General features: G+C 43.8%; 14 protein-coding genes. 8 read left to right on the top strand and 6 right to left on the bottom strand.

What is annotated here, in order from left to right; translation table 11 throughout:
• Positions 1-23 precede the first annotated feature (23 nt).
• Entirely contained in the window at positions 24-1,379 is a 1,356-nt protein-coding gene (locus B9G69_RS06415) for a hypothetical protein (RefSeq protein WP_088616322.1), read from the bottom strand.
• A 128-nt stretch (positions 1,380-1,507) separates the two neighbouring features.
• Here B9G69_RS06415 and B9G69_RS06410 point away from each other — a divergent pair, with 128 nt between their 5' ends.
• Entirely contained in the window at positions 1,508-2,308 is an 801-nt protein-coding gene (locus B9G69_RS06410) for a TIGR02147 family protein (protein ID WP_176400985.1), read from the top strand.
• Here the strand turns inward: B9G69_RS06410 and B9G69_RS06405 are convergent.
• Together B9G69_RS06405 and B9G69_RS06400 are read right to left on the bottom strand one after the other, a co-directional pair.
• Positions 2,305-3,249 carry a hypothetical protein gene (locus B9G69_RS06405; protein ID WP_141096954.1) on the bottom strand — a complete coding sequence of 315 codons (945 nt, stop codon included), beginning with the start codon at positions 3,247-3,249 and terminating at the stop codon, positions 2,305-2,307. The two genes, B9G69_RS06410 and B9G69_RS06405, sit on opposite strands and share 4 nt — an antisense overlap.
• A 193-nt stretch (positions 3,250-3,442) precedes the next feature.
• The gene (locus B9G69_RS06400; RefSeq protein WP_088616325.1) at positions 3,443-4,432 is read right to left on the bottom strand and encodes a TonB family protein; all 990 of its coding nucleotides are present in this window, start codon (positions 4,430-4,432) and stop codon (positions 3,443-3,445) included.
• Positions 4,433-4,565: 133 nt separating this feature from the next.
• Between B9G69_RS06400 and B9G69_RS06395 the strand changes: the two genes are divergently transcribed.
• The 3 genes from B9G69_RS06395 to B9G69_RS06385 all read left to right on the top strand — a co-directional run bounded on the left by B9G69_RS06395 (position 4,566) and on the right by B9G69_RS06385 (position 7,095).
• On the top strand, positions 4,566-5,291 hold the full coding sequence (locus tag B9G69_RS06395; RefSeq protein ID WP_088616326.1) for a Stp1/IreP family PP2C-type Ser/Thr phosphatase: 726 nt from the start codon (positions 4,566-4,568) through the stop codon (positions 5,289-5,291).
• A gap of 23 nt (positions 5,292-5,314) precedes the next feature.
• Positions 5,315-6,319 (top strand): M23 family metallopeptidase, encoded by a 1,005-nt coding sequence (locus B9G69_RS06390; protein ID WP_088616327.1) that lies wholly within the window; start codon positions 5,315-5,317, stop codon positions 6,317-6,319.
• Positions 6,320-6,498: 179 nt separating this feature from the next.
• A complete protein-coding gene (locus B9G69_RS06385) occupies positions 6,499-7,095 on the top strand; it encodes a hypothetical protein (RefSeq protein WP_088616328.1) in 597 nt (198 codons plus the stop codon).
• Positions 7,096-7,106: 11 nt separating this feature from the next.
• Here B9G69_RS06385 and B9G69_RS06380 read toward each other — a convergent pair whose 3' ends face one another.
• Positions 7,107-9,434 carry a hypothetical protein gene (locus B9G69_RS06380; RefSeq protein WP_088616329.1) on the bottom strand — a complete coding sequence of 776 codons (2,328 nt, stop codon included), beginning with the start codon at positions 9,432-9,434 and terminating at the stop codon, positions 7,107-7,109.
• Between the two features lie 338 nt (positions 9,435-9,772).
• On the opposite strand from B9G69_RS06380, the gene B9G69_RS06375 reads away from it, so the two are divergent.
• From B9G69_RS06375 to B9G69_RS06360, 4 genes are read left to right on the top strand one after another with little or no spacing between them, the layout of a single operon-like run.
• Positions 9,773-10,327: a hypothetical protein gene (locus tag B9G69_RS06375; RefSeq protein ID WP_088617247.1), complete on the top strand. Its 555-nt coding sequence runs from the start codon at positions 9,773-9,775 to the stop codon at positions 10,325-10,327.
• An 18-nt stretch (positions 10,328-10,345) separates the two neighbouring features.
• Positions 10,346-11,527 carry an acetyl-CoA C-acetyltransferase gene (locus B9G69_RS06370; RefSeq protein ID WP_088616330.1) on the top strand — a complete coding sequence of 394 codons (1,182 nt, stop codon included), beginning with the start codon at positions 10,346-10,348 and terminating at the stop codon, positions 11,525-11,527.
• A gap of 17 nt (positions 11,528-11,544) precedes the next feature.
• Positions 11,545-12,318 (top strand): SDR family oxidoreductase, encoded by a 774-nt coding sequence (locus tag B9G69_RS06365; RefSeq protein ID WP_088616331.1) that lies wholly within the window; start codon positions 11,545-11,547, stop codon positions 12,316-12,318.
• A 12-nt stretch (positions 12,319-12,330) separates the two neighbouring features.
• Complete coding sequence (locus tag B9G69_RS06360) at positions 12,331-12,873, top strand: acyl-CoA thioesterase (protein ID WP_088616332.1); 543 nt, start codon at positions 12,331-12,333, stop codon at positions 12,871-12,873.
• Here B9G69_RS06360 and B9G69_RS06355 read toward each other — a convergent pair whose 3' ends face one another.
• Together B9G69_RS06355 and B9G69_RS06350 are read right to left on the bottom strand one after the other, a co-directional pair.
• Positions 12,874-13,398: a GNAT family N-acetyltransferase gene (locus tag B9G69_RS06355; protein ID WP_088616333.1), complete on the bottom strand. Its 525-nt coding sequence runs from the start codon at positions 13,396-13,398 to the stop codon at positions 12,874-12,876. It abuts the gene before it with no gap.
• A 74-nt stretch (positions 13,399-13,472) separates the two neighbouring features.
• Positions 13,473-14,789: an HD domain-containing protein gene (locus tag B9G69_RS06350; RefSeq protein ID WP_088616334.1), complete on the bottom strand. Its 1,317-nt coding sequence runs from the start codon at positions 14,787-14,789 to the stop codon at positions 13,473-13,475.
• Between the last annotated feature and the right edge of the window lie 124 nt (positions 14,790-14,913).

The following is a 14,913-nucleotide window of genomic DNA, read 5'->3' as shown; positions in this document are numbered from 1 at the left end:
GTTTTAAATTTTAAATTTAATTATTATTGCATTGCTGAGTAAGATGAACCGTCTGCATTGACACATGTTTTGAAGTCCGACGTTTGGAATGTCACCTTGTCCTTCATCGTCAATATTTCTTCAGAGATAGCGATGCGGATGTCATCTTCGATCAGTGTTTTCGCACTCATTTTTGCTTCTGAGATCATGAAGCAACCGTCTTGATGTGAAGTAGAGGCAATGATTTTTCTGCGAATATTAGCGCCAATGACTTCAGTACCTTCGGCATTCACAATTAAATCAAGGGAGTCTTGTGTTGCTCCTTCTTCTACAAGATATGACTGTGTTGCCACACCATAGATTGCAAGAATCTTGTTTTGTCCGTTATGCTTCTCCATGACGTTGGCAACAGTTTTGGAAACACGGGCCTGAAAATTACGTAGGACTTCCTTAGTATCCTCATTCGTAACAACGATTTGAACCGTATTGTTCTCAAGAAAATTTACATCAAAGCTGCACTTAGCGTGGGTGTTTGTTTTGATGCCACGGCAAGTACCATTTAAGGATTTTGCCCACTTAGCCTTTTTAAGAAAAGCGATGATTTTTTCTGCAGGGATTTCTTGTTCTTTGTCTTTTGAAAGCTGGTAGTCAGAACTATCGTCATCAAAAATATTGTTAAAGCCCTTCAGATCATTTGCAGTTGGATTCGCAGACATATTCATCACAAGGGATGTCGCTTTGCGAATTCTGTTGTAATCCTTTGTCGCTAGTTCAACCTTTTTCTCCGTACTATCAAGAGTGTTGCAAAGACTTGCTTGGAACTCAGCGATAGTTTGATACTTCAAACATTTTTCTTTTTCACTTTTCATATTGAACAAGTACGAAGTCATAAGGAATTCGTGAGTAATCAATGTGGCTTGTTCGATTTCACTCATTTGAGCAAAGGCCTTTGCATCAATCCAAACTTCATTTTCAGTTTGTAAAGCCAGTTGCTCTGTAGAACCTTCGATAAACTCAACGCCCAAAGTTTTCTTACTCAAACTTTTCAATGAAACAGGAGCTAAGAACCATGTTTTAGATTCAAACAACAGGTTCAACCATTTTTTCGTGATCTCGGCCTTCTGGGGATCTTTTTCGAGGTTCGTTAAAGCCTCAAATTTTTGCGCCAAAATATTTTTATAAGCCGGAAGATCCAGGGGGTTAACAATGTAGCTTTCGTACATTTTGCCGTTAACTCCATTACCGCCGTTACCGTCAGTAGTGCCATCCATTTGGGAGCCGGCCATCGGAGAAGGGTTGCCTGCAGAGGATTGTTTAGACTCTGAACAAGCGACGTTTAATGTCATACAAAGCGCCAGGACGGCGATACCGCATGTATTTAAAAACATTGAGTTTTTCATATATATTCCTATTCAAAAAGTTAATGTTGCGAAACTGGGACCAAGATACCTGACGCTGGTTGACGCATCCAGACTTATTGAGTAAAAATAGGATGAGTATTTTTACTAATAGTAAAAATGGAGACCCCATGATTTCTGTCTTCGATTTTAAAGATTACCGTGAGTTTTTAAGGGCTTGGCTTGAGGAACAACCAGGCCGTGGGGCTTCCAGTCGCTTGGCCGAGACCATGAATATCAGTCCCTCGATGATGAGTTTAGTGATGAAGGGGGAGAAGAACTTCACTTCCGAACAAGCGATTGAGCTCGTCGAATATCTCGCCCTCAACGAACTCGAAAGTGATTACTTTTTTGTGCTTTTAGAAATCGGAAAATCAGGTTCGTATAAATTCACTCAGCGTTTAAATAAAAAACGCGATCAGTTGCTGGCTCAAGCACGCAAGATCACGAATCGCGTGAAGAAAGATATGGAACTGACTGAAGAGCAGAAAAGTGTTTACTATTCGAGTTGGCTTTATACAGGCGTTCGCAATCTAGCTGCGTGTCCAACTACTCAAGATGTTCATAAAATTTCCGAGCACTTGAATATTCCCATGGAGAGACTGCAACCCATAGTAGATTTTCTGGTGGAAAATAATTTGTGTAACCTGGAAAAAGGACAGTTGTCGTTCGGCCCCCAACACACTCACAACTCGGTGGATTCCCCGTACGTGAATCAACAGCACCGCAATTGGCGCCTTAAAGGCAACGAGATGATGGAACTTCGTCGAGAGCAAGATTTATTCTATACCTGCCCAATGTCTTTATCCGAGGAGGCCTTCGAAGAAGTCAGAAAGCTTTTACCGACGGTCATTCAGCAAGTATTAAAGATCGTTGGGCCGTCCCCGTCGGAAAAGGTCGCGTGTTTTAGTTTGGATTTCTTTAAGTACTAAAGAGAGCTTGTGGATTGAGCTTCGTGAATGCGTTGCTGTGACCAGTTCAGTGTTTGCAACACCACTTCACGAATCTTCACCCAGTCGGTCAGATCAGCAGGGATAACAAGACCGCGCAGGTCAAAGCTCATGTATTCGTAAGTTTTGTATTCTGTCGTGAAGATCACGCGGATAGCGCCCGTTTGTGGATCATACTTGGACGAGTACGGAATTGCTCCATGCATGATGCGTTCTTTGATTTTCGCTAGCATCTCTTGGGATTCACTCGTGAAACGTTTTAAATTTTGAGCTTTGTCCTTCACGATCGTTTCACGATATTGTTTGATCGAATCAAGAGATGTCGATGAAAGACCTTGAGAGATCAAATCCAAATCCCGTTGTGCAATGGACGCTGAATCCGTTAGCAAATGATAATCCTGTAAATGCGTTTCGATTTCATCGACACGGAAATAGTTCCCATAATTCACAGATCGTCGTCCCTCGGAATTCATCAGCTCCAAGCGGGCAAGGCTCATTTTTCCGGCGCGCACTTTTTCATGTTCTACGGAATGAAGTTGTTCGTGTTGCAGCGTCGAAGTGACACCTAAAAGATTCAGTTTAAAGACATGAGGTCCGACAAAGATTTTATCATCAACGAAATGACCGAAGTATTTGTAGTTATAGAGATAAAGAGGATCAAGAATCACCGGCACTGAGGTTTCAACCAGAGACTTTGCGATCGCATCACCCTGCGCGTTTCCACGCAACTGATAGCGAGAGTAGGTGATCGTTTGGCCTTTGATATTCAAAGAGGTTGGAATCTTTCCGTAAGCGATTCCCGCAAGTTTAAAGTAAGCCTCGTTGGATTCTGCGATTTTTTGAACTTGTTGAGCCAGATCTTTAGGCGCAGCGGTGCCTTCGCTTTTTAGCGTTTTTACGAAGACTTCAGTTTGCTCACTCAAGCTATCCAAAGCGGAATAGCTTGAGGCGCACAGAAACCTGCCGCAATTTTGGCTCGCCTCTGCCGAGTTCTTCGACAAGAGGATCGCGCCTATAAGGATTGAAGCCTTAAAGACCAAATTCATGATTTTTAGTGGAGCAAGCTGGATGCCAGTGGAGTGTCTCAGAATGAGACACTCGCATAGATATTAGATATTACGATTCAAGAACGAAGTCCCAACGGATTTTCACAGTGCCATCGCCTTCGATGATACCTTTCGGAGGATTTGGGAATGGAGCAGCTGCGCGGAATGCTTCAATCGCAGCATCATCCAAGTCACGAACGCCCGAGTCGCTCATCACTTGCACTCTTACCAAAGTTCCTTTGTCATTTAATACGATCATCAATTTTGTGACGCGATCTTGGCCTGTTGAAGCAGGGGATCTGCCTTCTTTAAACATCTTAGAAAGTTTTTCGCGCACGCGACCTTCCCAGTGTTGAGCCAATTGACGACGGATGCGGTTATAGTACGAGTAATATTTAAACTCGCGCGTATTCAGCATCGTCTCAAGTCCTTGATCGACATCTTTAATATAGTCGTTAGAGCGACTTGTATCAGCGCCATCTTTAGAAACGTCTTCGCCAGCACCTCGACCAAGGCCTTGGCCCGCATCAGCCGTTTTGCGGTCAGCAACTTTTTGTCTTTCAAGAGCCTCAACCGCGTCGAAATTTTTAAAAAGATCGCGCGCGATTTTTTCGCGTTGTTCAGGCGTCGCTTTTGTTTCAACTTTCGCTTCGGACGATTTTACTTTGCCATCGCCCTTAGGTCCTGTTTTTGGAGGAGCCGCCTTTTTCAAGTTCTGAAACTCGCCGTGCTCTTTCGCGACTGTCTGTTTTGTGACTGTTTGATTTTTTACGCTCAAAAAGCGCGAGTTCACAGGCTCAGTCTCGTTGATGGACTTTTCATTTTGCTCAACCACTTGGTTCTTAGGAACCATAGGAGCCGGAGCTTTTTTTGCCTGTTCCGTCTGTTGTGCCGCCACTAGCTTTTGCATGTCCTCAGGAGTTAGCAAATCAATGCTAACGCTCTCCTGTTTTGGAGCTTGCAGCTGTAACTTCTCTGCCAAATAAAACCCTCCGAACACTAAAACGTGGACGGCGATGGAGAGTAGCACATACTTTTTGAAAGACGGTGACTTCTTCATAGGACCTCACCCCTTCCTATCGGTATTATGACACCTCAACATGATGAAGAGGTGAGCCAGTTTCCAAGAATTCGACAGAGGTCTAGGCCCGGACTTTGACGTATGAAAGCCTTTAGGTGAGAATGTAACTTCTATGAAATTTGACTGCTGGTATTTAACAGATAAAGGCCTACGACGTGAATCAAATCAAGACTCATGCCTCGTGAACAAAGAGTTAGGTCTCTTTGTTGTCGCTGATGGGATGGGTGGGCATTCTGGTGGCGAAGTAGCATCCAGCATGGCTGTCGAGACAGTTGAAGAAATTATTCTTCAACCTGGATCAGCAACCCGTTCACCTCGAGAGTTGATTCAACATTCTTACGAAGAAGCCTCTCGCAGAATTTTTGATAAAGCCGCAAATGAGCGACCGGAACTTGCCGGAATGGGCACGACGATGGTGATGGCTTATTTGCGCGGTAAGCATTTGTACGTCGGAAATGTTGGGGATTCACGCTGTTACATGTATAAAAAACCGCAGCTTTGGCAAATCACGGAAGACCATTCTTTGATTAATGAGCAATTGCGCGCCGGTGTTATGAGTGAAGAGCAGGTTCGACAATTTGTAGGTCGAAATGTGATCACGCGCAGCGTGGGATATGAAAGAGAAACATATCCAGATATTATTGAAAGAGAAATTGCCTCTGGTGAGATGTTCTTAATTTGTTCAGACGGCCTTTCTGGTCTAGTTGAAGACCAAAAAATTTGCGACATCATCAATAAAAATAAACCTGACAAAGTAGTTAAAGCCTGTGTAGAACAAGCTCTTGCAAACGGTGGTGACGACAACGTCACTGTTATGTTGATTCATTTTTACGAGTAAGCGGTTAGTGAAGAGGGGAATTTTTGGATAAAAAGAAGGTCACGCTATTTATAGTGAGTAACCAAACGGGTAAAACTCGTAAACTGGTGCTCTCTGCAGCTTGGCTGAAGGCAGCGTCCTTTATTTCTGCCGTTATCATCATCATCTTCGCAGCTGGTATGGTCGATTATTTTGGTTTGCTATTGCAAGCTATGGAAAATAAACGTCTTAAAGCTGAAAATGCACAGCTTACAAAGCAGTTTCAATTAGTCGAAAGTAAAGTCAGCGCCTTAGAAAATTCTTTAGAGCGCGTAAAAACATTCACGACAAAACTTAAGCTTATCACGAATGTGGATGCGGAAGATCGTATTACTAAGTTAACCATGGGTCCGAAACCAGCTCCAAATCAGCCGGTCGAGGAATACGAACCTATGGAAGCACGTGACGATGGCGAAGGTTTAGCAGCGCAGGATCCAGTATTCGCGAATAAGAAACCTTTGAATGATCAAGCGGGCGAATTAGCAACTGAAACAGCTGACAAAGATTATGCGTCTTTGGTTATCCGTATTGAAAAGGCCGTTAAAGAAACTCAGTTAAAAGAACAATCTGTGATCGATTTGTGGGAAAGCTTGTCAGAGCGACAAAGCTTGCTAAATGCCACGCCGAATATGAAACCGGCTAAGGGTTGGATCACATCTCGCTTCGGTTATAGAACTTCTCCATTTACGGGGAAAACGACTCTGCATGCGGGTCTAGATATCGCCGCGGCTCCAGGTTCACCTATTTATGCGCCAGCGGATGGTGTGGTGATTTTTGCAAGTTATGATGAAGGTTACGGTAAGCTTGTTAGTATCGATCACGGATTCGGTGTAACAACTCGTTTCGGTCACATGTCACAAATTTACGTTCAGGTTGGCCAACGTGTTAGCAAATGGGACGTTGTCGGCGCCGTAGGTAACACCGGTCGATCGACTGGCCCTCACTGTCACTATGAAGTACGCATTAATGGCACGCCAGTAGATCCAATCAACTACATCCTTGACGAATAAGCGGTTCGTGAAAAGCTGCCAATCGACTTAGTTGTCGGCGGCATGCATGCTCCGCCTCGCGCTTGACCACTTTTGACGTACCTTGGTTCTGTGTTTTATTCTGGCTCGCCTGCGGCATCGCGTTTTTCATTTGGATTTTGCATCATTGAACTTCACAATTTTGTTGTGGAGGTTTTTCTATGCGCGCATTCATTTCAATTTCATTGATTTCCATGATTTCTTCGGCGTCTTGGGCAGCGTTGCCTCCGCAGTTTGCTGACTGCATGAGTACTGAGGGAAGTGCCTCTTCCGTTTACGATGTGAAAGAGATCGCTAAAGTCGCGAAAGTGAATTACTGCCAAAATCAAATTGGTCTGACGAATAAGTACGATACGATAGATTTGCTAAAAACTCGCAACGTGAACGTTGGCATTTCTGTTTCTAAGACGACTTATACTCAGGAGGACCTGAGTGAACTTGCGAAATCTGGATCTTATGTCTTGTATGTGGATGGAACCCGTATAGCGAAAGAGTATTTAAATGGATTGGCGTCTCAAGGCGTGCAGCTTGTTGTGATGAGTGCTACGGCAGGCTTGGCAAATGCTGATTTGTTGAATTTAGCTAAGACCCGTCCCTTTGTTTACAACGTAAATTCAACTGTGGTGAAGGAGGACGTCAAGGCGCTCGTTGCTGCAGGAGTGACCGTGGTGTTTCGGTCCAACGCTTCGGGCTTAACTAAAGAGCAGATCGTGGAGATCGCTAAGGTGAATCCTGACTTGGTCACGCTTTCACCTTAGCATTCTTAAGACTAGTACGTTGGGTTCGTTTCTTGGCAACCCAACTCGTCGATGATGGATTTCAATTTTAGAGCTTGAGTTTCATAGCCATTGCGAACCAAATCTTGCTTGATTGTCTCAACCAGCGGTTTTTTACCGTAACGTGCATCCAAATCTAAGTTACCACGGCAAACTTGAACTACGTTTTTGCCAATTGTGATGTCGACGATTGGATCAACCATGTCGCACAGGAACTGGATGGAACCCACCAGTTCCAAAGCTTGCGTCCATTGCAACCAAGCGGTGTCTAAATTCTTACAAACAACTTCCATCGCGTTGCGGTTGCCTGTTAGGCGCTTATTGGACTTATTCAACTGCACTAGGTTTTTAGCCTTTTCAGTTTCCGTCGAAATGATCTTTTGCGATTTTGCCGAGACTCTACCATAGATATCGATGGGCTTAATAATCGATTGGTCTTTAGCATCGCTTAAGTTCAAGGCGTTTTTTCTTAACTGTTCGACAGCTAGGTTGAAATTGGACAGAGCCATATTTTTAGCATCAACAGTGTGATTAATCCAATCCATGGTTGGGGAGCTGTTGTACCAAGACGCGTGACTGCCGAACAATGCATACTTGATTTGCTCTGTATTTTGCGGAAGTTCCGAACGGTTGAACACAGGATTTTCTTTCGTCAATTCTTGCATTGCACGCTCGACACGGCTGATTGTTGTCATCTTTTCTGCTTGATCTTTTAAGTCCTGATAATCAGGGCTTTTCGCCAAAGAGTCTTCCAAATCGCTAGAGGCCTTAGCGATCTGACTTTGAGTGCTCAATAACGCTGAGTAGATATTTTTCAACCAGTTCATACCTTGATTTGCGCACTCAGAAAGTTCGTTGGAACGTGCCTTCTCCAAGTTAAAACCAAGAATTTGCTTTTCAAGAACACCGTTCACTGTCGAGAAAGACTCGGCATCGATCTGTGCCTCGATATTTCCTTTGCCCAATTCGTAAAGATTTTGGAATGCCGTCGCTGGGAAAACCATGTTGGTGCTGAGTTTGTTGTTCGCAATGACCGTCATGCGGGTTTTAAAATATGTGCACAAAGCAAGATTGTTATTCCCACCCGAGCTATCATTCATGGAAGATATTTTTTTATTCAGTATCGTGTACGCTTGGTTGTCTTCTGTATACTGCTTTCTAACTTTTTCGATGAAGGCCATGCTTTCTTTTTTATGATTGATCAAGTTAGTCATTTCAGCAGAGGCTTGTGATGACAAGGAACCCTTATACAGAGACATGTTCTTTTTAAGCTCTTTCGTCATTTCGCTGATACGGCCCGATTGAGTCAATTGCATGTAACGTACTTTATTTACGACTTTCACAACCTGACACGTGTTTTGAAGGAAAGCTTTTCTTTGATCAGAATTATCCATATCGATGGATTTACTTTCCAATATGGTTTTAAGAGCGCTAATACCTGCGGAAGCCGCAGCGCCACCCACTACGAATGGCAAAGCCGGAGCCAGAGCGGCATTCATGGACACCGCATACAGAGCCACAGGGGTTAAACCGTTGATTAATTCATTGAACGACGTTAATAGACCACCTTTGCTCATAGTATCTCTGCCGCAGGCAGAATTTAAAAGGGCGTTGTCGTTCAGCGCTTTACCTATTGTATTTGCAGAACCAAGTGTCGCTGTAACGGCGTCATCTAATTTTTTCGTGTCAATCTGAGTACCAGAAGGCGTTTTCATGATCTGTTCAATGATCGCCATGTTGTCTTGGATGATAGTACTTTCGGATTTGATAGTGTTACCGCTGGTTTTTTGGCAGTCAGAATTACCATTAATTTCAGCTTTCAAGGCACTCAAAGCTTGATAGATGCCACTAGTACTTGATGAGTTTTCAAACATTGGGCAGCTGAATTCTTGTCCAACTTGAGCCACCTTCATAGTAGGGCGTTTAGAACCGTTGTTATTGTTATTATTATTATTGGTATTATTTCCGCCCGAGGGTTGCGTTACGATGGGAGATGAACCGGATTGTGGGCGACCCGATGGATTCCCAATGCGATTTTGTCCATTGTTTCCATTAGAATTGTTACCATTCCCATTGTTAGGACGGTTGCCTTGTTGTGAATTCGCATTGTTGCCGCCATTGTTATTGTTCGGCGTATTGGAATTTTGTTTTTGATTGTTATTGTTGGACGATGTGACTTGATCGCCGATATCAAAAAGATCAATTGGAAAATTCGACGGAGCATTCTCTGCAGCCAATGCATGTTTCGGCATCTGAGGCGCTAAGAATCCAATAGAAAGAACAGCTGCAAGAGCACATCTTTTCATGTTCATTTTATTCATAGAGAACATCTCCATCTCTGTCGAACAATTCAACGATTAACAATTTGGGCTGCTCAGTTCCGCTACTTTGCAGCGAGTGTTCGACGCTAAAGCGTTGAAAACACACGGGGTCAGCAGGGCTTTGCCTTTCCAAAATGTCAGCCGATCCATTGGTTTGCAAAAAGCTGTCCCAGGTTGAAACAGGTCACAGCGATGGTGTCACAATGACGACAACTGCAGCCATTAAGGGCACCTTTTGCACCGGGCACCTAAGGAGTCTTTGTTATTTGCAGCTGATCTCTATTTTACGGGGATTATAAGGGCGACGCCTGGAATGCTATTTGTATATGAATACTGTTATGGGATTTATTTGGTCTGTCCTGCTATTGCTATCGTCTATGTTGTGTGCTGGAAAGTGCATGGCAGGCGTTGAGTTATCGACGACCAAAAAACTTGTGATTCCCGTAGATAACGTGACTCCCAGGATCACCACTACGGATGTGAATCGAGTCATACCCACAGATAACTTAGGTGCAGAAACCACGTCATCAATGATGGGGCGAATTGCAGATCGATCTTTTAATCTATGGTTCAACTCCGATGTTGTCCAAGAAAGTCTATTGGGTCGAGTCGTGCAAGAAACTCAAGAAACTTTAAAAACTGATGTCGTAGTTCCTGCAGCCACTCAGCAGGGTATTTCTCATAAATTTTCCTTCAGGGTAGAGGCATTCCAAGCTTTAGCAAAAATGGAATATAAAGGATGGTTGAATGCGGCCATCAATTACAATGCACGAGCATCTGAAACTGATGTTGAAGTGAAAGAAAAAGTTTTCGACAACAAAGATTTGATAGTCAGTCACAAGGGAACCAGTCGTGACAGTCTAGCTATGATTGGCCTTGCTTGGCAGTGGTAATAAGTCTACGCTTATGCCATGGAAAAAATCGTATTTATCTCCGGAAAAAGAACTCCATTTGGCGCCTTCGGCGGATCTCTAAAAGATGTTTCAGGAACTGACCTAGGTGTCATCGCTGCTAAAGCGACTCTTGAAGCGGCAAAAGTAACTCCAGATAAAATTGATCATGTGGTATTTGGCAATGTCGTACAGTCAGGTGCTGATGCTGCTTATCTTCCACGTCACATTGGTTTGAAATCTGGTGTTCCCGTAAATGTTGGAGCGTTAGGTGTAAATCGTCTGTGTGGAAGCGGATTCCAATCATGGATTTGCGCCGCACAAATGATTCAAACAGGTGAAGCCACTGCGGTCCTTGCGGGTGGTGTGGAACAGATGTCACAAATTCCGTATGTTGCCAGAAAAGTTCGTTTCGATGGTATGCGTATGGGAAATTTCGAACTTGAAGACATGATGACTTCTGCATTGACGGATTCTTATGCTGGAACTCCGATGGCGATCACGGCTGAAAACTTGGCGGTGAAATACAACATCACTCGCGAACAAGTCGACAAATACTCGATCCAATCTCAAACACGTTACAAAGCGGCTTTCGATAAAGGTTACTTTGCTCAAGAGATCACTCCAGTGACGGTTGAAACTCGCAAGGGACCCGTGGTTGTCGAAAAAGACGAACATCCAAAACCAGATTCAACTTTGGAAAAATTGGCGACCATGAAGCCAGTCTTCAAAAAAGACGGTATCGTGACTGCGGCAGGTGCCTCGGGCATCGTTGATGGAGCAGTTTGTTCATTGCTTATGAGCGAAAGCAAAGCAAAAGAGTTGGGTTTAAAACCAATGGCTCGTATCGTTAGCTACGCGTCTGTGGGATGTGAACCTAGCATTATGGGGATTGGTCCTGCAGGTGCAGCACGCATGGCTTTGCAAAAAGCCGGTTTGAAGCTTGAACAAATGGATTTGGTGGAAGTGAATGAAGCTTTCGCCGCTCAATACCTGGCAGTTGAAAAAGAATTGGGTCTTGATCCAGCAAAAACAAACGTGAACGGTGGCGCGATTGCAGTAGGACATCCATTGGGTGCTTCTGGAACTCGCATCATGAATCACTTGGTGTTCGAGCTTCATCGCAGAAACGCTAAATATGCTTTAGGTTCTGCATGTATCGGTGGCGGTCAAGGGATCGCAATTATTATTGAACGTATTTAGTTAGATTGTAGGGCGTTATGGAAACATCTTTGAATTTGCACCAACGAGTGGCTCTGATTTCAGGGCCAATGACGACAACTGTTTCAAGTATCGTAATGACTTTGACCAGAATGGGTGCAGATTGCGTAATTCTGGATCCAGATAAAACCGTGGCATCTCCATTTATTAACCAAATTAACGATGCGCGTGAAATCAGTGACAAATACGGTCGCGCGTTGGCCATTCAAACAGAAATGAAAACTCCAGAGCAAATCAAAGATGCTGTTGGTAAAGCGGCAACGACATTTGGTGGCTTGGACATTTATATCGACGCTAACATGATTCAGAAACCGTCGCCAATTCGTATGGATGGTGGAATTGATCTGGTTGATGAGATGCTAGATCGTCACTTGAAACTTCCCTTGATGCTGACTCAAGCAGTGATCGGCTATCTGAAAAGCCGTAAAAAAGGTCGTATCATTTATCTTTTGAATGACTCTCCAGTCGCAAAGATTAAAGAAGACGTGATGGCTCACGGTGTTCGTTCAGGCCTTATTGATTTTGCCGGAGCCTTAGCGAAGCAAACTTCTGAATTCAACGTCACAGTGAATACTTTGACTGTGGCGTTAACTGAGGAATATATCTTGGCTCATGATCCTGAATCAAAATCGATCAAAGAAGCGATGGAGAAAATGAAAGCCATCGATCCGTCTTTGAAAATTACAGAAGCAGACAAGATCTCTCAAACAGTTGCATTCTTGGTAAGTCCAATGGGCGCAACGATGAATGGACAGAAGTTCTCTCTTTCTTAATTCGGTGATTCAATGAATTTGATTTTCCGTTTGCTTTATACACTTCTATTCTCCCGCTTTCGCTCGAAAGTGGGGGCGATGGACGAGTGCCTAACTCCGTACCGTTGCTGGCCAACGGATCTGGATGTTCTTCGTCATATCAATAACGGCGTCTATTTTTCTATGCAGGATTTGGCACGGGTCGATTACATGATTCGTATGGGTGCGATGCCTAAGATGAACGCGAACGGGTGGTACCCCGTGGTTGTCTCCGAGCGCATGAGATTTAAAAAATCCATCAAACCATTTCAGAAATTTCAAATCAGTACCAAGCTGGCTTATTGGGACGAGAAATACACATACATTGAGCATAAGTTTATTGTTAACGGCGAACCCGTCGCTTTCGGAATGATCAGAGCAAGGTTCCTTAAAAAATCTGGTGGCTTGGTTACAACAGAAGAGCTTATCAATTTGGTCGGGGTTACTTCCGAAAGGCCACCACTGAGTGATCATTTGAAAGCATGGATCGAAGCTGAAGACCGCCATCTTGAAGCGGTTGTACCGGCAAAAAAATAATTACAGCTCAAGGCCCATTGATTTTCCATAGGCCTTTTTTCGGGCTGAGTCCATGAAGTACTTAAGCTCAATCATAAATCGAAACTTTTCATGGAAGTGAGTTCCGCTGATTATAAATCCGCGTTTTAGCTTTGGTATAAGAACCGCAGGATTATTTCCGTGATGAATGCTGGTAACGACTTGAAATCCTTCTCGTTGAATTTCGGTCAGTACAAACTCTAAAAGTTTGGAATATATCCCACGATTGCGGTACTCCGACAGTACGGCGGAATTCTTCATATAGAAAGTTTCAGGATCGGTAGCGTAACCCACATGCCATCCAATGGGCGTTTCACCATCATAGATGCCTACTAATAATTCCCAGGGAGCATACTTCCTGCGACGTTCGTTGATTTTATTTTGTTCGCTCTCAACAATAAAGAAACCAGGAGCTGTGGTTCTATTGCTAAAGACATTATTAAAGTGAAGCTCGTGAATACGACTCAGCTCTTCAGCAGAGATAGTCTTGAAACTGATGTTACTCATACAGAACCTCCCGGGACTTTTATTGTACAAAGTTCTGCCAAATAAAAAAGCCCTTCTTTCGGAAGGGCTTTTTATTAGATTTTGAGATTGCGAAGGATTTTGTCAGCGCGTTCAAATTCTTCTGGCGCCACATAGATGCGGTCAATGATACGAGTTCCTTCATAGCGACGGAAAATCTCTGTCGATTGATTGATGGGAGTTGGATGGCTCCAAGGGTCCAATTGATCGACGACAAAGATCGTAGATGCGCGCTCTTCTGGTGAAGCCGTATGGTATTTTGACAAACGTGCGTGAGAACTTGCCCAGATCACTTCCAAGCCTTCTTTTTCCAAAGCTTTCTTCACCATCTCAGGGCGATCAGATTCTGTCGTATTATGCTGCTCTAGCAAAACTTTGAAGGGACGACGTTGTGCGATTCTTTGGGCCCATGGGTTGTCAGCAGAACGCAAGTGCTCGTGCAGGCGGTAGTCATTGTACAACGTGTATTCGTCGATATTACCAGGCAGTTGGAAGGTACAGTCTGGAGATGTCAAATAACGATTCAACATTTCTTCGTAAATGATCGATTTATGGTGACCGTAAACCATCAAGTGCATGTGGTGACGAGAAATCAAAAAGTCGTCGAATGAATACAAAGCACGGCGGTTCAAAGCCAAATACAATTTGTCTTCCACGCGGTGGAAAGTCATATTTTGAATCAACCAGTGAGAGTCGATTTTACCGTAGTTCGTTCCGCAGAAATAGGAGTCGCGCTCCAAGTAATCCATGCGATCCGCGTCGATTTCAGAAGAAACCAATTGCGACAGGATAGGGCGGAAGTCCACGCCGTTATCAACAAAGAAGTCATCAGGGCAGTGCAAAGCTTTATCGATCAAGCACGCGATGTAAATCGGAGCGATGTCACTAAAATTCTTTTCAATAGTCTCGGAGATCTTAGAATCAGTTACATACTTAATCGTATAGTCTTCGTGATTTGCACGACGATTTTTATACATCACCGTGTGGGCAGCATCGCCCCACTTTTGTTCTTCGTCATAAACTTTGATTTTAAGTTCAGATAACTGAGGCATTACTGTTTCAGTTGTATGAGATAACGGACCGTGGCCTACATCATGAAGCAAAGCTGCTAAACGAACTGTTTGGCGCAAACGGGTTTTCACGGAAGGTTTGGAGAATGGATAAATACGGAAGATAGAATCAAAAACTCTTCCAACCATATGAGCTACACCCACCGAGTGCAAATAGCGATTGTGTGTAGCACCCGGGAAACTCATCTCAGAAAAACCAAGTTGTTTGATGGCTCTTAAGCGTTGGTATTCAGCAGTGTCTAAGATAGCTACTTCAGGCTCTGCATAATAGATTGAACCGTGAATAGGATCTCTGATTTCCACTAAAAACCTCCGCTAAATCGTGATGTCTATATATGTAAGTTCAAAAGGGGGCTGTCAACGCTCCTCAAAACGACTTTTTAAGAAGCCATGACCAGGGCACTAGCCCTAGTTGTGAGACAGTTTA

Source organism: Bdellovibrio sp. SKB1291214, assembly GCF_002209355.2.
In the GTDB taxonomy this organism is placed as follows: Bacteria; Bdellovibrionota; Bdellovibrionia; order Bdellovibrionales; family Bdellovibrionaceae; genus Bdellovibrio.
This window is presented reverse-complemented; position numbering and strand designations above follow the sequence as displayed.

Bases quoted from the DNA above. Each gene is read 5' to 3' on its own strand.
- B9G69_RS06355 (WP_088616333.1), bottom strand. From the start codon at position 13,398: ATGAGTAACATCAGTTTCAAGACTATCTCTGCTGAAGAGCTGAGTCGT.
- B9G69_RS06360 (WP_088616332.1), top strand. From the start codon at position 12,331: ATGAATTTGATTTTCCGTTTGCTTTATACACTTCTATTCTCCCGCTTT.
- B9G69_RS06365 (WP_088616331.1), top strand. From the start codon at position 11,545: ATGGAAACATCTTTGAATTTGCACCAACGAGTGGCTCTGATTTCAGGG.
- B9G69_RS06380 (WP_088616329.1), bottom strand. From the start codon at position 9,434: ATGAATAAAATGAACATGAAAAGATGTGCTCTTGCAGCTGTTCTTTCT.
- B9G69_RS06410 (WP_176400985.1), top strand. From the start codon at position 1,508: ATGATTTCTGTCTTCGATTTTAAAGATTACCGTGAGTTTTTAAGGGCT.
- B9G69_RS06370 (WP_088616330.1), top strand. From the start codon at position 10,346: ATGGAAAAAATCGTATTTATCTCCGGAAAAAGAACTCCATTTGGCGCC.
- B9G69_RS06400 (WP_088616325.1), bottom strand. From the start codon at position 4,432: ATGAAGAAGTCACCGTCTTTCAAAAAGTATGTGCTACTCTCCATCGCC.
- B9G69_RS06385 (WP_088616328.1), top strand. From the start codon at position 6,499: ATGCGCGCATTCATTTCAATTTCATTGATTTCCATGATTTCTTCGGCG.
- B9G69_RS06415 (WP_088616322.1), bottom strand. From the start codon at position 1,379: ATGAAAAACTCAATGTTTTTAAATACATGCGGTATCGCCGTCCTGGCG.
- B9G69_RS06395 (WP_088616326.1), top strand. From the start codon at position 4,566: ATGAAATTTGACTGCTGGTATTTAACAGATAAAGGCCTACGACGTGAA.
- B9G69_RS06375 (WP_088617247.1), top strand. From the start codon at position 9,773: ATGGGATTTATTTGGTCTGTCCTGCTATTGCTATCGTCTATGTTGTGT.